Source organism: Mycobacterium sp. 852002-30065_SCH5024008 (assembly GCF_001665645.1).
GTDB lineage: Bacteria > Actinomycetota > Actinomycetes > Mycobacteriales > Mycobacteriaceae > Mycobacterium > Mycobacterium paraffinicum.
Genome location: NZ_LZSZ01000168.1, coordinates 37,894 through 59,212, shown reverse-complemented (window position 1 = coordinate 59,212; position 21,319 = coordinate 37,894). Strand labels below are relative to the sequence as shown.

Annotated in this window: 19 protein-coding genes and 1 pseudogene; 2 read left to right on the top strand and 18 right to left on the bottom strand. The window is 68.1% G+C overall.

The features are described 5' to 3' along the window. From A5781_RS26360 to gatC, 4 genes and pseudogenes are all read right to left on the bottom strand, one after another. A pseudogene (locus A5781_RS26360) lies at positions 1-230 on the bottom strand (hypothetical protein); the annotation flags it as partial. A 135-nt stretch (positions 231-365) separates the two neighbouring features. Continuing rightward, entirely contained in the window at positions 366-1,397 is a 1,032-nt protein-coding gene (locus A5781_RS20430) for an ATP-dependent 6-phosphofructokinase (protein ID WP_067210821.1), read from the bottom strand. 43 nt (positions 1,398-1,440) lie between these two features. Then, entirely contained in the window at positions 1,441-2,922 is a 1,482-nt protein-coding gene (gatA, locus tag A5781_RS20425) for an Asp-tRNA(Asn)/Glu-tRNA(Gln) amidotransferase subunit GatA (RefSeq protein ID WP_067210818.1), read from the bottom strand. Continuing rightward, entirely contained in the window at positions 2,919-3,218 is a 300-nt protein-coding gene (gene gatC / locus A5781_RS20420) for an Asp-tRNA(Asn)/Glu-tRNA(Gln) amidotransferase subunit GatC (RefSeq protein WP_067210815.1), read from the bottom strand. The genes gatA and gatC overlap by 4 nt, the downstream gene beginning before the upstream one ends. A 96-nt stretch (positions 3,219-3,314) precedes the next feature. Between gatC and A5781_RS20415 the strand changes: the two genes are divergently transcribed. Continuing rightward, on the top strand, positions 3,315-3,971 hold the full coding sequence (locus tag A5781_RS20415; protein ID WP_156622499.1) for an amino acid-binding protein: 657 nt from the start codon (positions 3,315-3,317) through the stop codon (positions 3,969-3,971). A 7-nt stretch (positions 3,972-3,978) separates the two neighbouring features. On the opposite strand, the gene A5781_RS20410 is transcribed toward A5781_RS20415, so the two are convergent. The 9 genes from A5781_RS20410 to A5781_RS20370 form a co-directional block, all read right to left on the bottom strand. Further along, a complete protein-coding gene (locus A5781_RS20410) occupies positions 3,979-5,223 on the bottom strand; it encodes a glycosyltransferase (RefSeq protein ID WP_067210807.1) in 1,245 nt (414 codons plus the stop codon). A gap of 178 nt (positions 5,224-5,401) precedes the next feature. Continuing rightward, positions 5,402-8,311: an RND family transporter gene (locus tag A5781_RS20405; RefSeq protein ID WP_067210804.1), complete on the bottom strand. Its 2,910-nt coding sequence runs from the start codon at positions 8,309-8,311 to the stop codon at positions 5,402-5,404. Positions 8,312-8,318: 7 nt separating this feature from the next. Beyond that, positions 8,319-8,750, bottom strand: coding sequence for an MmpS family transport accessory protein (locus A5781_RS20400; RefSeq protein ID WP_369817771.1), 432 nt, complete (start codon positions 8,748-8,750; stop codon positions 8,319-8,321). 173 nt (positions 8,751-8,923) lie between these two features. After that, positions 8,924-9,520: a TetR/AcrR family transcriptional regulator gene (locus A5781_RS20395; RefSeq protein ID WP_067210797.1), complete on the bottom strand. Its 597-nt coding sequence runs from the start codon at positions 9,518-9,520 to the stop codon at positions 8,924-8,926. 39 nt (positions 9,521-9,559) lie between these two features. Beyond that, entirely contained in the window at positions 9,560-10,675 is a 1,116-nt protein-coding gene (locus tag A5781_RS20390; RefSeq protein ID WP_067210793.1) for a cystathionine gamma-lyase, read from the bottom strand. Positions 10,676-10,679: 4 nt separating this feature from the next. Further along, a complete protein-coding gene (gene ligA, locus A5781_RS20385; protein ID WP_067210789.1) occupies positions 10,680-12,761 on the bottom strand; it encodes an NAD-dependent DNA ligase LigA in 2,082 nt (693 codons plus the stop codon). 36 nt (positions 12,762-12,797) lie between these two features. Beyond that, a complete protein-coding gene (locus A5781_RS20380) occupies positions 12,798-13,121 on the bottom strand; it encodes a helix-turn-helix transcriptional regulator (protein ID WP_067210786.1) in 324 nt (107 codons plus the stop codon). Beyond that, positions 13,118-13,600 (bottom strand): SRPBCC family protein, encoded by a 483-nt coding sequence (locus A5781_RS20375; protein ID WP_067210782.1) that lies wholly within the window; start codon positions 13,598-13,600, stop codon positions 13,118-13,120. The genes A5781_RS20380 and A5781_RS20375 overlap by 4 nt, the downstream gene beginning before the upstream one ends. Before the next feature lie 67 nt (positions 13,601-13,667). Further along, positions 13,668-14,681 (bottom strand): methionine synthase, encoded by a 1,014-nt coding sequence (locus A5781_RS20370; protein ID WP_067210778.1) that lies wholly within the window; start codon positions 14,679-14,681, stop codon positions 13,668-13,670. Positions 14,682-14,787: 106 nt separating this feature from the next. Here A5781_RS20370 and A5781_RS20365 point away from each other — a divergent pair, with 106 nt between their 5' ends. Then, positions 14,788-15,423: a sensor domain-containing protein gene (locus tag A5781_RS20365; protein WP_067210775.1), complete on the top strand. Its 636-nt coding sequence runs from the start codon at positions 14,788-14,790 to the stop codon at positions 15,421-15,423. Here A5781_RS20365 and mnmA read toward each other — a convergent pair. The 5 genes from mnmA to A5781_RS20340 form a co-directional block, all read right to left on the bottom strand. Continuing rightward, positions 15,420-16,496 carry a tRNA 2-thiouridine(34) synthase MnmA gene (mnmA, locus tag A5781_RS20360; RefSeq protein WP_067210772.1) on the bottom strand — a complete coding sequence of 359 codons (1,077 nt, stop codon included), beginning with the start codon at positions 16,494-16,496 and terminating at the stop codon, positions 15,420-15,422. The two genes, A5781_RS20365 and mnmA, sit on opposite strands and share 4 nt — an antisense overlap. Beyond that, a complete protein-coding gene (locus A5781_RS20355; RefSeq protein ID WP_067210768.1) occupies positions 16,497-17,675 on the bottom strand; it encodes a cysteine desulfurase family protein in 1,179 nt (392 codons plus the stop codon). A gap of 52 nt (positions 17,676-17,727) precedes the next feature. After that, the gene (locus A5781_RS20350) at positions 17,728-18,576 is read right to left on the bottom strand and encodes a 1-acyl-sn-glycerol-3-phosphate acyltransferase (RefSeq protein WP_067210764.1); all 849 of its coding nucleotides are present in this window, start codon (positions 18,574-18,576) and stop codon (positions 17,728-17,730) included. Beyond that, on the bottom strand, positions 18,573-19,433 hold the full coding sequence (locus A5781_RS20345; RefSeq protein ID WP_067210760.1) for a GNAT family N-acetyltransferase: 861 nt from the start codon (positions 19,431-19,433) through the stop codon (positions 18,573-18,575). Before A5781_RS20345 ends, A5781_RS20350 begins: the two co-directional genes overlap by 4 nt. A gap of 161 nt (positions 19,434-19,594) precedes the next feature. Beyond that, positions 19,595-21,244, bottom strand: a complete 1,650-nt coding sequence (locus A5781_RS20340) for a GAF domain-containing protein (RefSeq protein ID WP_231990764.1) — start codon at positions 21,242-21,244, stop codon at positions 19,595-19,597. Positions 21,245-21,319 lie beyond the last annotated feature (75 nt).

Below are 21,319 nucleotides of genomic sequence, written 5' to 3'. Positions count from 1 at the left end.
TATGCGATCGTCGGCAGCGTCAGATGTGTATAAGAGGGCGGGGGTGGCGGCGGCTTGAACGGCGGACGGCGGATGGACGGATCCGAGCGCTGGGCCTGCGGCACTGTGGCGGCCGCCCGATCGGCGTCGACGCGCCGAGGTGGCTGCGCCGGACTGACCGGCGGGCCCGGTGGCCCCGCCGACGGCGCAGGATGCTGAACGACTCCGCGAACCGAACCGCGGTTGCTCACACCTCCGGTATAACCGCTGAGGACCAGTTCGGAAACCACGAATTTGCGCCGACCGGTCCTAAGCTGGTCAAGCGTCGGGCAAATTCAGGCCGGCGTCAGCACAAAGCCACCCGCCGTTTGCCGAACCGGCCGGGATCACCCGAAGAAGGCGGCGGCGTCGTCGTAGCGACTCTCCGGCACCAGCTTGAGCTGGCGGACCGCGTCGCCCAGCGCCACCCGCCCGATGTCCTGCCCCCGAAGCGACACCATCTGGCCGTATTCGCCCGCGTGCGCGGCATCGGCGGCGTTGACGCCGAACCTGGTGGCCAACACCCGGTCGTAGGCCGTCGGCGTCCCGCCGCGCTGGACATGGCCCAGCACGGTCACCCGGACGTCCTTGTTGATCCGCTTCTCCACTTCGGCGCCCAGCTGGGCCGCGACGCCGGTGAACTTCTCGTGGCCGAACTCGTCAATCCCGCCTTCGCGCAACGATATCGAGCCGGGGACGGGTTTCGCGCCCTCGGCGACCACGCAGATGAAGTGCGAATCCCCGCGCTGGAAGCGGCGTTTGACCAACCGGCACACCTCCTCCACATCGAAGGGCTGTTCGGGAATCAGCGTCATGTGCGCACCGGAAGCCAGGCCGGCGTTCAGCGCGATCCAGCCGGCGTGCCTGCCCATCACCTCCACCAGCATCACCCGCTGATGGGATTCGGCGGTGCTGTGCAGGCGGTCGATGGCTTCGGTGGCCACCGTCAACGCGGTGTCGTGGCCGAAAGTGGCGTCGGTGCAATCGATGTCATTGTCGATGGTCTTCGGCACCCCAACGACGGGAACGTTCTCCTCGGACAACCAGTGGGCGGCCGTCAGGGTGCCTTCGCCGCCGATCGGAATGAGGACGTCGATGCCGTTTTCGTCCAGAGTCTGCTTGATCTGGTCGAGCCCGGCCCGCAATTTGTCGGGATGCACCCGGGCGGTCCCCAGCATCGTGCCGCCCTTGGCCAACAGCCGGTCATTGCGATCGTCGTTCTGCAGTTGGATGCGCCGGTTTTCCAGCAACCCGCGCCACCCGTCCTGGAAACCGACCACCGACGAGCCGTACCGGGCGTCGCAGGTGCGCACTACCGCCCGAATGACGGCATTCAGCCCCGGGCAGTCGCCGCCTCCAGTGAGAACTCCGATCCGCATGCCCTCATCTTGCCCTGCCCGCCACTCGCACGGCGACGAAAGGTCAGATGGCGGATGGCAGCGGGCCGCGTGCGGCCTCGTAGGCGGCGCCGACCCGGTACAGGCGGTCATCAGCCAGCGCCGGCGCCATGATCTGCAGCCCGACGGGCAGGCCGTCGTCGGGCGACAACCCCGACGGAACCGACATGCCGCAGTGGCCGGCCAGGTTCAGCGGCAGCGTGCACAGGTCGAACAGGTACATCGCCAGCGGATCGTCGACCTTCTCGCCGAGCGCGAAGGCGGTGGTCGGGGTCGCGGGCGACACGACCACGTCGACGGACTCGTACGCCTTGTCGAGGTCGCGAGCGATCAGCGTGCGTACCTTCTGCGCCTGGTTGTAATAGGCGTCGTAGTAACCGGCCGACAGCGCGTAGGTGCCGATCATGATGCGGCGCTTGACTTCCGGCCCGAAACCGGCGGCGCGGGTCAGCGCCATCACTTCCTCGGCGCTGTGCGTCCCGTCGTCACCGACGCGCAGCCCGTAGCGCATCGCGTCGAAGCGGGCCAGGTTGCTCGACACCTCCGACGGCAGGATCAGGTAGTAGGCGGCCAGCGCGTATTCGAAGTGCGGGCAGTCGACTTCGCTCACCTCGGCGCCCAGTTCGGTCAGCTGGCCGACGGCCGCCTCGAACGAGGCCAGCACTCCCGGCTGGTAGCCGTCGCCGCGCAGCTGCTTCACGACGCCGACGCGCACACCCTTGAGGTCACCGGCCGCACCCGCCTTGGCGCCCCCGACGACATCGGGCACCGCGGCGTCGACGGACGTGGAATCGCGGGGGTCGTGCCCGGCGATCACCTGATGCAGCAGCGCGGTGTCCAGCACCGTGCGCGCGCACGGGCCGCCCTGATCCAACGACGACGCGCACGCCACCAGCCCGTAGCGCGACACCGTGCCGTAGGTGGGTTTGACGCCGACCGTCGCCGTCAGCGCCGCCGGCTGCCGAATCGAGCCGCCGGTGTCGGATCCGATGGCCAGCGGCGCCTGGAATGCGGCCAATGCCGCCGCGCTGCCTCCGCCGGACCCGCCGGGCACCCGGTCGAGGTTCCACGGGTTACGGGTGGGCCCGTAGGCGGAGTTCTCCGTCGACGAACCCATCGCGAATTCGTCCATGTTGGTCTTGCCGAGGATCGGGATGCCCGCGGCACGCAACCGCATGGTGATGGTGGCGTCGTAGGGGGAACGCCAGCCTTCGAGGATCTTGGAGCCGCAGGTGGTGGGCATGTCGACGGTGGTGAAGACGTCCTTGAGCGCCAGCGGCACCCCGGCCAGCGGTGACGGCAGCCGCTCCCCCGCGGCCACCGCCTCGTCGACCACGGCCGCCGCGCCCAGCGCCTCGTCGGCGGCCACGTGCAGGAAGGCGTGATACCGGTCGTCGGTCGCGGCGATCTGGTCCAGGCACGCCTGGGTGACCTCGACCGACGACAGCTCCTTGGCGGCGATCCGGGCGGCCAGGGTCGCGGCGTCGGCGCGGATGACGTCGTTCACTCGCTGCCTCCCAGGATCTGCGGCACGGCGAAGCGGCCATCGGCGGCCTCGGGCGCCTCGGCCAGCGCCTCCCGCTGGGTCAGGCAGGGGGTCGGCTCGTCCGGGCGGGTGACGTTGACGTCCTTGAGCGGGTTGTCGGTCGCTTCGACGCCGGTGACGTCGACCGCCTGCACCTGGCTGACATGGGTCAGGATGGCGTCGAGCTGGCCGGCGAAGCTGTCGAGCTCGCTATCGGTCAGCGCCAACCGGGACAGCCGGGCCAGGTGCGCCACCTCGTCGCGGGAGATCTGAGACACGACACGAAAGCCTAGCCGCGAGTGTGCGGGCGGGTTCAGGCCCGTTGGTTCTGCGCAGAAATGCAGTCCACGCATCGCTGTGTAACAGTGTTGGCCGTGCCGTCGTATCTGTTGCGCATCGAGCTGGTCGACCGCCCGGGCAGCCTGGGCTCGCTGGCCCTGGCGCTCGGTTCGGTGGGCGCCGACATCCTGTCGCTCGACGTGGTCGAGCGCAGCGCGGGGTACGCGATCGACGACCTGGTGATCGAGTTGCCGCTGGGGGCGATGCCGGACACGCTGATCACCGCCGCCGAGTCGCTTTCCGGCGTCCGGGTGGAGAGCGTGCGCCCGCACACCGGATTGTTGGAAGCGCATCGCGAGCTCGAGCTGCTCGACCACGTCGCCGCGGCGGGCGACAAGGCGTCGCGGCTACAGGTGCTGGCCAACGAGGCGCCCAGGGTGCTGCGCGTCAGCTGGTGCACCGTGCTGCGCAGCACCGGCGATGAGCTGCAGCGCCTGGCCTTCAGCCCGGGTACGCCGGAGACGCGGGCGGATTCCGCCCCGTGGCTGCCCATCGAACGGGCCGCGACGCTGGACAGCACCGGCGAGTGGGTGCCACAGGCGTGGCGCGACATGGACACCACGATGGTCGCCGCCCCGCTGGGCGATCCGCACACGGCGGTTGTGCTCGGCCGCCCGGGCCCGGAATTTCGGCCTTCGGAGGTGGCTCGCCTCGGCTATTTGGCCGGGATCGTGGCCACCATGCTGCGCTGAACGCCGGCTACGCGGGCACCGGGTCCAACAGGCTGTTGTAGATGGCGATGATCTTCTCGGTTTGCACGGATTGACGGCCGCTGTCGCGGTGCTCGGTGGCGACGCCGGACATTTCCCGCAATCGGTCGCGGTCCGAGGAGAGCGCACGAATCGCCGCCGCCAGTGCGGACGGGGACGGGTCGGCGGCCAGGATGCCTCCCCCTTCCGGAACGGTTTCGCTCAGCGCGGGGTCACAGTAGATGACGGGCGACGACATGGCCACCGCTTCCAGCAGGACGAGCCCCTGGGTGTCGAAATCATATGAGGTGAACAGCAGCGCATCGCTCGATCCCATCGCGACCAGGCAGGCTTCGCGGTCGACCCGGCCGTGCAGGCGGATTCGGTGAGAGAGTCCCGCGGAGTGGATGAGTTTTTTCATCGACGCCTCGAGGTGGCCCTGGCCATAGATGTCGAGTCTGCAGTTGTCGACCTGGGCGACGGCCTCGATCGCTTCGAGAGCCCGCTTCTCCGACGATAGCCGCCCACACCAGACGAGTCGGAGCGGCTCGTCGTCCGACAAGGCGCCAACCACGGCCGTCCGGGCCCGGTCGACGACGTCATCGTCAAAGCCGTTGGAAATCGCCGATATTGGACGGGTCACCCCGCGTCTGGCCAGCGACCGCGCAAAATGCCGCGTCGGTGTGATCTGGTGGTCCACAGCTTGTGCGTTCGCAACCATGAACCGCCATGCCAGTCGGGAAGCCGCACTTTCCTTTTCGGGGGTCAGGTGGAATTCCTGCGCGAGGTATCGCTTTTGCACCCGACTGACCAACATCGCCAGGAAGAGCGGGGCCGGGGTGGCTTGCTCGAAATACGTGTCGTAGCGAGTGTGTTTGGTCTGAACCACCGGAATACCATGCCGGCGAGCGGCTTCCACGCCGGCTATCGCCACACCTAAGTCACCCTGGGTGTGCACGATATCGATGGGTCCTCGGCTGCCGAACGCCTCGTCGATGATCGCGCGATTCGCCTTGGAGGGCCACACCAGAACAAAGTCCTCATGCCTGCCCAATTTGCGCATGATCGGGTCGATGACGGGCACCGGCTTCAATTCGACGACGCAGGGGTCTGGATCGACCGCGCCGGGCATCGGTGCCGTGAAGACCGTGACCCGGTGCCCATACTGTTCGAGCGCACGACGCTGAGTGGCCACCGAAACCTGCGTCCCCCCGAGGCCGTCGGGGTGAAGATCGGTGAAAAGTGCGACATGCATGGGAGAACCTCGCGAAGAGTCGATTCGGGTGACGGTTGCCCGTCGGATTGGTCGGCAACCTACGATCGCCCCGCCCGCTCTGCCACGAGGGAGACCAAGCGGTCGTCGGACGCATCCTACTGACCGGTCCGGCGACATCCACAGGGTGTGGCGCCGCGACGGTTGCGACCGCGCTAGATCAGCACGCCTGCGAGTTCGATCGCGCCAGCACCGCATGGTCGTCGTCGTCCCACAGCAGCAGCTGTCGAACCGCCGGCCGCGGGCCATAGGGCCGCAGCATGGTGCTCGCCGGGCGAGGACGCACCCGCTGCGGCCACCAGAACCACCGCCCGAGAATTTTTGCGACAGAGGGCGTCATGAATGAGCGCACGATCAGCGTGTCGAACAGCAAGCCGAGGCCGATCGTCGTGCCGATCTGACCGAGAACCTGAAAACCGCTGAACACGAACGCACACATGGTGACGGCGAAGACGATGCCCGCCGAGGTGACCACCGATCCGGAGCCCGCCATCGCGCGGATGATGCCGGTGTTGAGGCCGGCTTGAATTTCTTCCTTGAAGCGTGAGATCAACAGCAGGTTGTAGTCGGATCCGACCGCCAGCAGCAGGATCACGGCAAGTGCGAGCACGACCCAATACAACTGGATGCCGAAGAGGTACTGCCACACCAGAACCGACAACCCGAACGAGGCGCCCAGCGACAGGGCAACGGTGCCCACGATGACAAGCGCGGCGATCAGGCTGCGCGTGATGATCATCATGATCAGCAGGATGAGACTCAGCGCGGCGAACGCCACGATCATCAGGTCGTACTTGGCGCCGTCCTGGATGTCCTTGTACGTCGAGGCGGTCCCACCGAGATAGATCCCCGCGCCCGCCATCGGCGTGCCCTTCAGGGCCTCGCGCGCGGCCTTGGCCATGGGATCGATGTGCGAAATGCCCTCTGGCGTCGCGGGATCTCCTTCGTGTGTGACGATCATGCGTGCGGCCTTGCCGTCGGGCGACAGGAACAGTTTCAGCCCGCGCTTGAAGTCGGGGTTGTTGAAAACGTCGGGCGGCAGGTAGAAGGTGTCGTCGTTCTTGGCGGCGTCGAAGGCCCGCCCCAACGCCGTCGCATTGTCGATCGCGGCCGCGGTCTGCGCGTAAATGCCGGACAGCGTGGCGTAATTGGCCAACGTCAGATCGCGATTGGTCTGCTGGCTGTCAATCTGCGGAGGTATGAGCGCCACCAGTTTCGGCTGCAGCGCATCGAGCTTGTCGAGCGAAGCCGTGAGGCCTTCAAACTTTTCGGTGAGTTGGTCAATGCCGTCGAGCGCGTCGAAGAGTGATCGGAACGCGAAGCAGATGGGAATGTCGAAGCAATGCCTTTCCCAATAGAAGTAACTTCGCACCGGCCGGAAGAAATCGTCGAAGTTGGCGATCTTGTCGCGCAGATCCTGAATTGTGCCGAGAGTGTCGTGGAAGCTTTGCGTTTCGTCGTGCGTGGTGTTCGCCAGCTGCTGCTGCAATACGTATTGCTGTCTGAGGATGTTGATGGTTTTGTTCAGTTCATTGGCCTGCTTGAGCGCATCCTCGGCCCGATCTCGTTGATAGGTAAGGTTTTCCTGCTGCGCCGCGCTGGAATTGCTGACCACGAACGCGAGCGAGCTGTGGACCAGTGGGGTGCCTAAGGGACGGGTGATGGTCTGCACCTGCGCGACGCCGGGAACGTGAAATACCGCCTTGGCCACCTTGTCCAGGATGAGCATGCTTTCCGGGTTACGCATGTCGTGATCGGTTTCGACCATGAGCAATTCGGGCTCCAGCCGGGCCCGCGAGAAATGCTTCTCGGCGGCGGTGTAGCCGACATTGGCCGGCGCGCTGGCGGGCATGTAGGGACGAGTGTCATAACTGGTCTTGTATCCGGGCAAGGCGATCAGACCCACCAGGGCCAGCGCGCAGGCCGCGGCGAGAACGGCACCGGGCCAGCGCACGATGGCGGTGCCGATCCGCCGCCAGCCGCGGGTTCTGACCGCCCGCTTGGGGTCGAAGATGCCCACCCTGGCGCCCAGGGTGAGGATCGCAGGCCCCAGGGTGAGCGCGGCGAACAGGGCGACGAGGATGCCCAGCGCGGCAGGAATACCCAAACTCTGGAAGTACGGCAGCCGGGTGAAGCTCAGACACGCGACCGCGCCGGCCACGGTCAGCCCAGATCCCAGCACGATATGGGTGGTGCCGTGATACATGGTGTAGAAAGCTCTTTCGCGGTCTTCACCGGTTCCGCGCGCTTCCTGGTAGCGGCCGACGAAAAATATCGCGTAGTCGGTGCCCGCGGCAATCACTAAGAGCGTCAACAGATTCGTCGCATACGTCGACAACCCGATGACCCCGGCGTTCCCGAGAAATGCGACCAGCCCCCGCGCGGCCGACATCTCGATCAGGACCGTGGCGAGCACCAGCAGCGTGGTGAGCACCGAACGGTAGACGAAAAACAGCATCAGCGCGATCACACCGACGGTGATCGCGGTGACCTTCGCGGTTCCCTTGCTGCCGACATCGAACTGGTCGGAGATCAGTGGCGCCGCGCCGGTCACGTAGGCCTTGACGCCGGGCGGCGGCTTCATGCGCTCGACGATGTCGCGCAGCGCCCCGACGCCCTCGTTCGCCAACGCCGAGCCCTGATTACCGGCAAGGTTCACCTGCACGTAAGCGGCCTTGCCGTCGCTGCTCTGCGACCCCGCCGCGGTCAGGGTGTCGCCCCAGTAGTCCTGGACATGCTCGACGTGTTTTTTGTCCTGCTCGAGCCGGCGGATCATCTCGTCGTAGAAACGGTGCGCGTCCGCGCCGAGCGGCTTGTCGCCCTCCAGCACGATCATGGCCGAGCTGTCGGTGTCGAACTCGTGGAACTTTTCACCGATGCGCTTGATGGCCTTGAGCGACGGAGCGTCGGGCGAGTTCAGCGCCACATTGTGCGTCTTACCAACCTCTTCCAACTGCGGCACCGCGATGTTGGTGATCGCGGCCAGCGCCACCCAGAACAGCAGGATGGGCAATGCGAGCCGGCGGATGGTGCGAGGGACGCGGGCCCGCGACTGTTCGTGGTTGCTCATGGTGGATTCATCCAGACTTGTCCAGGCAGAAGGTGTAGGCGTCGGCTTTGTCAACGGTGCGTTGGTCTTTCACTTCCCCGTTGACGGTGATGCGGCAGCCGAGGCTGTCTCCGTTGCCCTGTGCGACGACGTTGCCGATGACCGCGGGCTCTGTTGTGGTGATCGTGAACGACCACGGCAACGGGGCGTCCTTGACTTGCTGCGGCTGGGCGTTGACATCAAGGTAGTTGATGGTCGCGGTTGCGCCGGGCGTGCCAAAGACCTCGAGCACCACCTGCTTGGGGTTGAACGGGACGATCTCGTTGGCCAGGCCGCTGTCGGCGGAGGTCTTGCTCTGGGAACCGAAGATTCCGTGCAGGCGATAGATGGCGAATCCCGCGAGCACAACGACCAGCACCGCCACCATCACCATCCACCCGCGTCTGACGAGGGCAGTCAACGAAATCCCCTTCACCCGTTCACCTTTCGATCATCGGGCGACACCATCACCCCCGAACCGACGGCGACTGCCGGCGGGACGGGCGTGATCGACAGGTATGACAGTACGGTACGGGACCGTACTGTACAAGAGACGCGAGCGTACACATTCCGTCTCGGCGGGTTAACCCCGCGTTACGCGGTGGTTCTGGTCAGACCCGGGATGAGGAACCCGTCGACTAGCGCTTGCACGGTGCGGCGGGTGGGTGGCCGGCCGGGGATGAGGGACCGGAAGATGAGGTACCCCGGCAACAGGTCCCAGAGTTCGTCGGTGATGACTTCCTCGCTGATCTCACCGCGGTCGACGGCCTGGTGCAGCACATGCTGAATCAGCGCCTTGCGCTGCTTGAGGAATTGCTCCTGCATAGCGTCGTTGAGCGCCGGGTGCCGCGACACCTCGACCATCACCGCGCGAATGGTGCTGGCGTGCTCGGTGCCGTGCTGACCGCACGTCTCCCCCAGGCTCAACAGATCGCCTCGCAGAGTGCCGGTGTTCGGCGGAAGCGCCACCTCGCGTACGCCTTCGATGAAGGCGGCCAGGACCAGCTCGGCCTTCGAGGGCCACCGCCGGTACACCGTTGCCTTGCTGGCGTGGGCGGCACCGGCCACGGCTTCGACGGTCAGTTGGTCATAGCCGTGTTCTTGCAGCAGCCGCAGGGTCACCGCCAGTATCTCGGCCTCGCGAGGTGACCACGGCGATGCCTGCGTGCACTCCTCGGCCGTCTGCGTCATAGCGCCCACGATAGGACCGGTGCGGCGATGCGGGCCACTTTATGACCGGATAGCGGTGAGCGCCTGCTCGATGTCGGCGACCAGATCGTCGGTGTCTTCGATGCCCAGCGAGATGCGCGCGAACCCGTCGGCGACGTGATCGCCCCAGCGTGCGCGGCGGTCCACCGACGTGTGGAGGCCGCCAAAGCTGGTGGACGCGACGAGCAGCTCGCTGTTGTCGACGAGGGCGTGGACCGCGGCGGCGTCGGCCAATTCGACCGAGACCAGACCGCCGAACCGGCGCATCTGAACCATGGCCACGCGATGCGCCGGGTCTTCGGCCAACCCCGGGTAGCGCACCGCACGGACCGCGGGGTGGCGGGCCAACATCGTCGCCACCGCCCGGGCGTTCTGGCATTGACGCTCGAAGCGCAGACCGGCACTTGCCAAGCTGCGCAACAGCAGCCACGCCTCGAACCCGCCCAGGATCGCACCGGCGAGCAGTCGTTGGCGCTCCGCGCCGGCGAGCAACTCGGGATCGTTGGTGGCGACGTAGCCGGCCAGCAGGTCGCTGTGACCGGACAACGCCTTGGTGGCGCTGGCCACCACCGCGTCGGCGCCCAGCGACAGCGGCTGCTGACCCAAGGGGGTGGCGGCGGTGTTGTCGACGATCAAGCGCGCGCCGCGACCACGGCAGACGGTGGCCAACCGGTGCAGATCGATCACATCCAACGCCGGGTTGGTGGGAGTTTCGGCCAGCACCACGTCCGCGGCCGCGGCGGCGTCATAGATCTGCGAGATCGATGCCTCGATGACGGTCACACCCGCGGGCGCCAGGTCTTCCCTGGCCAAGCGGCGCACTTGGTAGTAGCCGTCGGCGGGCACCACCAGAGCCGATCCCGGCGTCGCCAGCGCCCGCAGAACGGCGCCGATGGCCGCCATACCCGAGCCGAACACCAGCGCGCCGGTCGCCCCCTCCAGCTCGGCGAGCGCCGACTCCGCTTGCCGCCATGTGGGATTCGAGCTGCGGCCGTAGCCGTCCGACGCACCGGTTTCGTCGCTGGATAGGTGGTAGGTGGCGGCCAGCACCGCCTGCGGCGCCACCGGTTGTCCCGAAATCGCCTGCGGGCTGGCCGCTTTGAGGCTGCGGGTGGAATCGCCGTAGCGACCGCTCATCGGCCTAGCCCGCCGGTGTTTCCGGCGGGCCCTCGGCCAACAGCTTCCGGAAGCCGTCCTCGTCGAGGACCGGCACGCCCAGCTCGATCGCCTTGTCGTACTTGGATCCCGGTGCATCCCCGGCGACGACGAAATCGGTCTTCTTCGACACCGAACCGGCGGCCTTTCCCCCGCGCGCGATGATCGCCTCCTTGGCGTCGTCGCGCGAAAAACCGGCCAGCGAACCGGTGACGACAATCGTCAGCCCTTCCAGGGTGCGGGGCACGCTGGCGTCGCGCTCGTCGGCCATCCGCACCCCGGCGGCCCGCCACTTGTCGACGATCGCGCGGTGCCAGTCGACGGTGAACCACTCGGTCAGCGCGGCCGCGATCGTCGGTCCGACGCCCTCGACCGCGGCCAACCGCTCGGTGGACGCCGACATGATCGCCTCCAGGCTGCCGAATTCGGTGGCCAGTGCGCGCGCGGCGGTCGGACCGACATGCCGGATCGACAGCGCCACCAGGACGCGCCACAGCGCCACCGACTTGGCCTTGTCCAGGTTGTCGAGCAGCCTCCTGCCGTTGGCGGACAATGCGCCGGCCTTGGTCCGGAAAAGCTCGGTGCGCAACAGGTCTTCCTCGGTGAGGGTGAACAGGTCGCCCTCGTCGGCGATCACCCCGGCCTTCAACAGTGCGATGGCCGCCTCGTAGCCCAGCCCCTCGATGTCGAGCGCTCCGCGGCCGGCGACGTGGAAGACGCGCTCGCGCAGCTGCGCCGGGCAGGACCGGGCATTGGGGCAGCGGATGTCGGCGTCACCCTCCTTGGCGGGCGCCAGCGTGGTTCCGCATTCGGGACACGTTGTGGGCATGACGAATTCGCGCTCGGACCCGTCCCGGAGGTCGACGACGGGACCGAGCACCTCCGGGATCACGTCGCCCGCTTTGCGGATCATCACCGTGTCGCCGATCAGCACCCCCTTGCGCTTGACCTCGGCGGCGTTGTGCAGGGTGGCCAGCCCCACTGTCGATCCGGCCACCTTCACCGGGGTCATGAAGGCGAATGGTGTGACGCGGCCGGTGCGTCCGACGTTCACCCGGATGTCGAGCAGCTTGGTCTGCGCCTCCTGGGGCGGATACTTGTACGCGACCGCCCAGCGCGGCGCCCGCGACGTCGTTCCCAGCCGGCGCTGCAGCGCAAAGTCATCGACTTTGACCACCACGCCATCGATTTCGTGGTCGATGTCATAGCGGTGCTCACCCCAATACCCGATCCGGTCCTCCACGGCGGCGAGGCCACGCACGCGCGCAGTCTCTTCGGCCACCGGCAGGCCCCAGGTTTTCAGCGCGGTGTAGGCCTCGTGCAGCGTCTTGGGCGCGAACCCGTCGGTGCGGCCGATGCCGTGACAGATCATTCGCAGCTTGCGACGGGCGGTGACCGCCGGGTTCTTCTGGCGCAGCGAACCGGCCGCGCTGTTACGCGGATTGGCGAACGGCGCCTTGCCGTCCTCGACCAGGCTGGCGTTGAGCACCTCGAAATCCGCGAGCATGAAGAAGACCTCGCCACGCACCTCGAGCACGGCGGGAATCGGCAAATCGGCACTGGCAGTGAGCCGCTCGGGCACGTCGTCGATGGTGCGCGCATTGAGCGTCACGTCCTCGCCCACCCGGCCGTCGCCGCGCGTGGCGGCCCGTTCCAGCCGGCCGTCACGGTACACCAGCGACAACGCCACCCCGTCGATCTTGAGTTCGCACAAGTAGTGCGGCTCACGGCCGATCTCGTTCTCGACGCGGTTGCTCCAGGCGACCAGCTCGTCGCGGTCGAACACGTCGTCGAGGCTCAACATGCGCTCGAGGTGCTCGGCCTCGGTGAAGTCGGTGGCAAAGCCCGCCCCGCCGACCAGCTGCGTCGGCGAATCCGGAACCCGCAGCTCCGGGTAACGGTCCTCCAGCGCGACAAGTTCGTTGAACATCTTGTCGAATTCGGCGTCGGAGACGATCGGCGCGTCCTTGATGTAGTAGCGGAACTGGTGTTCGCGGACTTCATCGGCCAGTTCCTGCCACTGTCGCCGGACCTCGGGCGCCACCGAATCAGCTTCTGGTGAGCTCACCCTCGCAGGCTATCCGAGAACGCCGACACTCCCGACTCAGTCCTCCACGTATGCCCGCAGCCGGTCCACCGCCGCATCCCACCGGCGCGACAACGCGGTGAGGTAGTCACTGGCCTGGGCCAAGGGAGCGGTCCGCACCGCCCAGACACGCTCGCGACCCCGCTTGCTGCTGGTCACCAAACCCGCCGACTCCAGCAGCTGCAGGTGTTTGCTGGCAGCCTGCCGGGTGACCGGGATGACGCCGGTGAGCTGCGATGTCGAGCTCGGGCCCAGATCGCAGAGCCGCACGATGATGCGCAGCCGGTTCGGATCACCGAGTGCGTCGAAGAACGGCGCGCCCACGGCGACGCGACCACTCATTCGCGGGCTTCTTCCAGATACCTGCGCACCAGGCCCGACTGGATAGCCCACCCCTCGGCGTTGGCCTCGAACGAGGACGGGCGGCGCGCTTCGGGAATGTCTTCGAATCCGGATTCGGTGATGCTGAGCAGCACGCCATCGGGAGCCTCCGACAAGGTGAACTCGACCAGCGTGGTCGGCTCTCGCTCGTAGTCGACGTCCGGGTCGACGGCGAAGGGATGCCAGCGATAGGCGAACCGCCGCTGCGGCTCGACCGCGACGATGTGCCAGGTGCTTTTCACCCCGGCGTGCGGCTCCTGACGCTTGGCGACCTCGTCGTCGACCGTGGTCGGGCTGATCACCGCGGCGACCGAAGTCCCGGCGACGAATGGCCCGTCGAAGCGGACGCCGAACCAGCGGCCGAACTCGTCGGCGTCGCTGATGGCCCGCCATACCCGATCCAACGGTGCGCGCAGCGTCACGCTCTTCTCAATCCTCATACGCAACCTCCTGGTTGCCTATGAGTCCATCACGCCACCAGAAAAAGCGCAATATTTTGGTTGCCTTTCAGATGGCGTCGGGATCCTTGGCGAACGCCTCGGCCGCCTTGCGGGCCAGCTCGATCGCCAGGCGGGCCCACTCGGGCGTCGCACCGGCCAGGCCACACGCCGGGGTGACGCCGATGCGGTCGCGCAACGCCGAGCGGGCGAAGCCGAGCCGATCCGTCACCGCAACGAGCGCGGCGGCCACCTCTTCGGTCGACGGCCGCCGTGGCGGTGCGCTGGCGGCAACCACACCCAGCATCACCGTGCGGCCCGATTCGACGAAGGCGGCGATACCGTCGAGATCCGTCGCGACCAAGGTGTTGGTGTCAACCGAAACCGCATTAAAGCTGCTGTCCTGCAACATCTTCCACGGCAGTTCCGGGGCGCAACTATGTAACAGCACCTCGCCTCCGACGGTGGCGACACAGGTGTCGAGCAGGGCGACGGCCACCGCTTCGTCGAGCGGGGCCACCGGGCTCAGCGCCGTCACACCGCCCAGCCGCCCGCCCAATGCCCTGGGCAGCGACGGCTCGTCGAACTGCACCACCACCGGTGTTTCGAGGCGGCGGGCCAGCGCCGCGCGATGGGCGGCGACGCCTTCGGCCAACGACGCCGCCAGATCCCGCACGGCGCCGGCGTCGGTGATCGCCCGGTGGCCGTTGGCCAGCTCGAGCTCGGCGGCCAGCGTGATCGGCCCGGGAGCCTGCACCTTGAGGACGCGGTCGGCACCGCCCAGGCCGGCTACCTCCCAGGCCTCTTCCAGTGCGTCCATGTCCTCCTCGAGGAGACTGACCGCGCGGCGGACGACCGCCCCCCGCCGAGCGGCAACGCGATAGCCGCGCGGCACGATGTCGATGGCCACATCGATCAGCAGCGCGCCGGCCCGGCCGAGCATGTCCGCACCCACTCCGCGGGCGGGCAGCTCGACGATGTGGGGCAGCCCGCCGGCCAGCTCCCCGACGACGACCTCGGCGGCCTCCCGGGGCTTGATGCCGGGCCACGACCCGATGCCGCTGCCGCTCGCGAAAACACTCACCCGCCCAACCGTATTCGACGCCACCTCGGACGCCCGTGGCCAGGGGTGTCTGCCGCGCGGCCGCACGGGTAGGTTCGACGCCAGAAGGGTGCGAAACGTGTCGCGGATGGCGAGATTGGCACGGCCGCTGCTGTGGTGCGGGGCAGTGGTGCTGGCTGCCGCGTGCACCCGGGTGGTGGACGGCGCGGCGGTGGCCGGATTCGGTGCCCCGCGCAGGGCCGTGCAGGGGGTCAATGTCGACACGGTCCTGCTGGACCAGTCGCGGATGCGCGCGATCACCGGCGCCGGCGAGCACCTCACGATCATCCCCTCCATGGACGGCACCAGCCTGGTTGACATCGACGCGCTCGCCGACACCACGCCGCACGAATGCCGATTCATCTACGCCGAGACGGCGACGTTCGGGCCCGAGGTCGAAGAGTTCCACAAAACGACCTTCCAGGACCCGCCCGACGGCGCGCTGATTTCTGAAGGGGCCGCGGCCTACCGGGACGCCGACACCGCACAGCGCGCGTTCGGCGCGTTGGTGAGCACGGTCGGGGACTGCGCGAACGACTCGTCCGGGCAGCAATACGTCGGCGACTGGACGGCCGACGCCGGTTCACTGCACCTGCGGCCGGGCGGCTGCGGCCGCGACTACCGGCTGCGTTCGGTGGCCATTCTGGAGGTCACGTTCTGCGGCTTTGCGCAATCGGTGTCCGACATCGTGATGACGAACATCGTCGCGAACGTGCCGAACTAGCGCGCGGTGTCGGCGATGATGGCGCTGCCGAGCACCTCGTCACCGTCCGAGTCGGGGCGGTACAGCACCAGCGTCTGACCGCACGCGACGCCGCGCAGCGGGGCGCGCAACCGCACGACCAGCTCGTCATCGACCAATTCCGCTACGGCACCTACGGTTTCACCGTGCGCCCGCACCTGCACCACGCACTCGACGGGACCAGACGGCGGCCGTCCCGCGGTGAAGACCGGCTCGCGCCCCCGCAACTCGCGTACGTCGAGGTCGGCCGCCTCCCCCACCCGCACGGTCGCGGTGTCGGCGTCGATGGCCGTCACGTAGCGCGGGCGGCCGTCGGGCCCCGGCCCGGCGATGCCCAGGCCTTTGCGCTGGCCGATGGTGAAGCCGTGCACCCCGTCGTGCTCGGCGACCACCGCGCCGTCGGCGCCGACGACGGTGCCGCGGCGGACCGCGATGCGCTCGCCCAGGAATGCCCGGGTATTCCCGGAAGGGATGAAGCAGATGTCGTGGCTGTCCGGCTTTTCCGCGACCGCGAGGCCGCGACGGGCGGCTTCGGCGCGGATCTGCGCCTTGGGGGTGTCGCCGATCGGGAACGTGGCGTGGCGTAGCTGGTCGGCGGTCAGCACGGCAAGCACGTAGGACTGGTCCTTGTCGCTATCGACCGCGCGGCGCAGCCGCCCGCCGGACAGCCTGGCGTAGTGGCCGGTGGCCACCGTGTCGAAGCCCAGCGCAAGAGCTTTCGCCGACAGCGCCGAGAACTTGATCCGCTGGTTGCACCGCACGCAGGGGTTGGGCGTTTCGCCGCGCGCGTATGACGATACGAAGTCGTCGATCACGTCCGCCTGGAATCTTTCGGCGAAATCCCAGACGTAGAAAGGGATTCCGAGGACATCAGCGACGCGGCTCGCGTCCGAGGCGTCTTCTTTGGAACAGCACCCCCGCGAGCCGGTGCGCAACGTGCCGGGCGCGGTCGACAGCGCCAGGTGCACGCCGACCACGTCGTGCCCAGCGTCGACCATGCGGGCGGCGGCGACCGACGAGTCGACGCCACCGCTCATCGCGGCGAGGACCTTCACTTAAGGAGCCCCCGCGGCGGCCAGTGCGGCCCGGCGGGCGCGGTCCACCGCCGCGGGCAGCACCCGTAACACCGCATCGACGTCGGAGTCGGCACTGGTGTGCCCCAACGAAAGTCGCAAGGACCCGCGGGCGCTGGTCGGGTCGGCCCCCATCGCGAGCAACACGTGCGACGGCTGCGCGACGCCGGCGGTGCACGCAGACCCGGTCGAACACTCGATTCCGTTGGCGTCCAACAGCATCAACAGCGCGTCACCTTCACAACCGCGGAAGGTGAAGTGCGCGTTGCCGGGCAACCGCAGCGGGTCGCGGGCACCGTTGAGGCCGACGTCCTCGATGCCAGTCAGCACTCCCTCAATTAGGCGATCGCGCAACGCCCGCAGCCGCACGCTGTTCGCCTCGAGGCCGTCCACCGCGATGCGGGCCGCGGCCGCCATGCCGACCGCGCCGGCGACATCGGCGGTGCCGGAACGAATGTCGCGCTCTTGGCCGCCCCCATGGGCCAGCGGCACACACGCCACGTCGCGGCGCAGCAGCAGCGCACCCACGCCCGGAGGGCCGCCGAATTTATGCGCGGCCACGCTCATCGCCGAGAGCCCGCTGGCGGCGAAGGCCACCGGCAGCTGCCCCACCGCCTGCACGGCGTCGCTGTGCATCGGAACCCCGAATTCGGCCGCGACGGCGGCGAGCTCGGGGGCCGGCATGACGGTGCCGACCTCGTTGTTGGCCCACATCACCGACACCAGGGCGACGTCGTCGTGGCCGCGCAGCGCCTCGCGCAGCGCGGTCGCCGACACCGAGCCGTCGGCGGCGGTCGGCAGCCAGGTCACCTCGGCGCCTTCGTGTTCGACGAGCCAGTTCACCGAGTCCAAGACGGCGTGGTGTTCCACCTCGCTGGTGATGATGCGCCGATGGCGTGGTTCGGCGTCGCGGCGGGCCCAATAGATGCCCTTGACCGCCAGGTTGTCGCTTTCGGTCCCGCCCGCGGTGAAGATGACCTCGGACGGACGGGCGCCCAGCCGGTCGGCGATCAGCTCGCGAGATTCCTCGATGCGCCGCCTCGCCGTCCGGCCGCTGGTGTGCAGCGAGGACGCGTTGCCGACAGTGCCGAGCACCGCCGTCATCGCCTCGACGGCGGCGGGGTGCATCGGCGTGGTGGCCGCGTGATCCAGGTAGACCATGACGCGACCCACGATACCGGCTGGTCGAAGGGCCTCCGGAGTCGCTATTCGACTAGGAGGCCACCAGCACGGGCCCGAGACCAGCGGTCCGGGTTGCGCCGACGCCCGCCACCGACTGGCAGCGGCTGGCCAGCGCTCGCCGATCGGTCCCCGGGAGCTGCAGAGATTCGACGTGCACCCGCGCCAGCGTGCGACGACCGGCGAGCAGCCGGCGGATGGACCCGATCAGCGTCTCGTCGCCGACGAAGGCCGGCACGGTCGAGACGCTGCCGTCGACGTGGTGGTAGGCCAGCCGAAGCGGCTGCACCGGACGGCCGGCGTCGATCGCGGCCTGGAACATCGCCGGGTAGAACGCCCCACGGTCCCGCCCACACCAGGTGGTGCCCTCCGGGAAGCACACGACCGTCTGGCCGTCGTGCAGCCGGCGGGCGACGGTGTCCACCACGGCGGGCAGCCGCCGCAAACTGGACCGCTCGATCGGGATGATCTTCAGGATGCGGGCCACGATCCCCGTGGCGGGCCCGGTGAACATATCGGCCCGGGCGACGAACGAACCGGGCAACACCGACCCGATGGCGAAGACGTCGAGCCAGGACGTGTGCGGGCTGACCACCAAGACCCCGCGCAGGTTGCGTATCGGGCTGCCGGTGACCGTGATCCGGATTCCGAAACAGCGCAACACCATCCGGCAATAGATGCGCTGCACGCGGGTCCGGCCCGGCAGCGGCATCGCCAGCAGCATCACCCCCGGCGCCAGCAGCAGCGCCAGCATGACGCGAAGCGTCACCCGCAGCGCCACCAACAGCGGCGGCGATGCGGCCACCTCGCCGAGACTTACACAACCGGCGTCACACGATGCGCGCGGTAACCAGGAGTGCCCGGTGCGGGCGGGGGTGTTCATCGGTCGCCGCCTGCCAGCTGCGTGGCCGCCGACACCGAGCGCAGCCGCTTCAGATATCGGGTATCGGCCCGCCGCTTGTCCAGCAGGACGCAGAAGTCGCCCACCCCGAAGTCGGGGTCGTGCGCGGGCTCGCCGCACACCTGGGCGCCCAGCCGCAGGTAGCCGCGCATCAGCGCCGGGACCGACGGCCGTGTGGGGGCCGGAATGTCGTCGAGGGCCTTCCCGTCGATGATCACCGGCCGGTGCGGACGCACCCGGTACTGCGCCGGGGCGGCGTGCCGGCTCAGGATGAAGTCGCGGACGCCGCGTAGCTGACGGCCCGGCGCGCGGTTTTCCGGGTCGTCGGAATCTCCCCCGATGGGCACCGACACGCAGCCGGTCACGTAGTCGTAGCCGTAGCGGTCCAGGTAGGCCAGGATGCCCGCCCACATCAGCAGTACAACGGCGCCGTTGCGGTGACCCTCGCGCACCACCGCGCGTCCCATCTCCACCAGCGACGGCCTGAGCGGGTCGAAAGCACGGATGTCGAATTCCGTCGCGGTGTAGAGGCCTCCGGCCGCGATCGCGCCTGCCGGGGCCAGCATGCGGTAACAACCCACCAGCTCGCCGGTGTCATCGTCGCGGACCAGCAGGTGGTCGCAGTGCTCGTCGAACCTGTCAACGTCGCGTGGCTGGAAGTCGTTTGCCGGCAGTGCGAAGCCGGGCGTACTGGTGAACACGTCGTACCGGAGCCGCTGCGCGGCCTCGATCATGCTGGCGTCGGTGGACAGCAAGAGCGAGTAGCGGGGCCCGGCGGGCGAGCCGGCCACCGGGCTTTCCGGTTTGTCACTGGGTATGAGGACAGAAGCAATGCTCATGACACACAACGTGGCCGAGCCGATGAGCTAGTCGGCATCGGGGCCGTGACATGTCGGTGCACGTCAGATGACGAACTGTGGCGAAATCTGGGGTAAAGAAACAGCTGGTCAACGGCGGGGAAAACATTTGTCTAGCGGGTCATCTCCGACCGCGTGCGGGGTCAGGGATTCTGCAACGGCGCGCTCCAGCGGACGCGGGTGCCGCCCCCGGCCGGACTGGTGATCGCGCAATTGCCGCCGAGGTCTTTGGCGCGGCGGGCGATATCGTCCAGCCCGCCGCAGGAGTGCTGATCCAAGGCGGCGCCCCGCCCGTCGTCGGTGATCTCGATGAGCAGCTCATCGGTGACGGCGACCTCGACGGCGATAGTCGCGGCGCGCGAGTGCCGCACCGCATTGCCGAGCGCTTCGCTGACGACGGATTCGGCGGTTTCGGCAAGTTCGTCGCTGACCGCGGTCATCGTCCCCGCCATGCGCAGCGTCGTCCCCTCGTTGTCGTCGTCGGTGAGGCGCGCGAACGCGTCCTGAACGCGCTCGGCAAGACTGCGCCGCCGCGCCGACGGGTGCTGCAGATCGAAGACCGTGCGCCGAATGTCGCCGATGACGGCCTGCAACTCGTCCACCGACTGGGTCACCCGCGCTGCGAGTTGCGGTGAGCGGAGGCGGGCGACGACGCCTTGCAGTTCCAGGCCGACGGCGAAGACGCGGCTGATGACCTGGTCGTGCAGATCGCGGGCGATGCGTTCCCGATCGACCAACACGTTCAGATCCCGCGCGTTGCGTCGTTCGCTAGCCAGCGTGAGCGCGATCGCGGCATGGTCGGCGAAGTCGCGAACGAGCTCGAGATGCTCTTCGTCGAAGGGGGGCGCGTCGGTATTGCGGGCCACCACGATCACGCCCAGCGTCTGCTGATCGGAGCGAAGTGGCATCAGGATCGCTGGTCGCTCGCCGACGTCGGTGAATGCAGGGATGGGACGGCGAAACGCCTCGGTGAGCAGGGGCCGACCGGACCGAAACACCTCGCCAGTGGTGGATCCGTGGACCGGAAGCTCTTGCCCGAGAACCTCATTGGCGTGCAGGCCGACCGCCGCGGAGATGACCAAGCAATCTACTTCATCGCTTGGCTGTTCGGGGTCGGCCGGTACCAGGACGATCGTCTGCTCGGCGTCCGTCAGCTCCGCTGCCCGTTCGGCGATCAGTTGCAGCGGTGGCAGATCCGGTCGCGACTCGGAGAGCAGGGCGGTGCTGATCTCGCGGCTGGCGTCGGTCCATCGGGCGCCCGCACGGACCCGGTCAAACATCCGGGCGTTGTCGATGGCCACCGATGCCGCCGACGCCAGCGCCTGCACAGTGATCTCGTCGGCCTCGCTGAAGGCGCGCCCGGGCCGGTCGTCGGTGACATACAGGCTGCCGAACACCGCGCCGCGGATGATGACGGGCATGCCAAGGAAGGCCCCCATCGGTGGGTGGTGCTCGGGGAACCCAACGGCGGTCGGATGGTCGGACAGCTGGGTCAGGCGCAGAGGCTCGGTGCGGTCGCGGAGGGCGCCGAGCACCCCTTTGCCCACCGGCAGATGACCGACCAGCCGCACCGTGTCGGATTCCATTCCGCTGTGCACGAAGGACGACAGGAATCCCTCCGAGCCCCACACCCCGATGGCCCCATAACGGGCGCCGGTCATGCCTATCGCCGCGGCCACGATGCGGTGCAACATCGCGTCCAGTTCAAGATCGGAGCCGATCTCGATCGCCACTTGCAGCAGCTGTGCCATCTGCTGACGGTCGGCAACCAACTCGTCGAGTTGCTCATGCATCCGGCTGAGATAATCGGGGCGACGCAGCCTAAAAGCCGATTTACCCTCGTCTTCGCGCATCTCCCGACCTTCCCC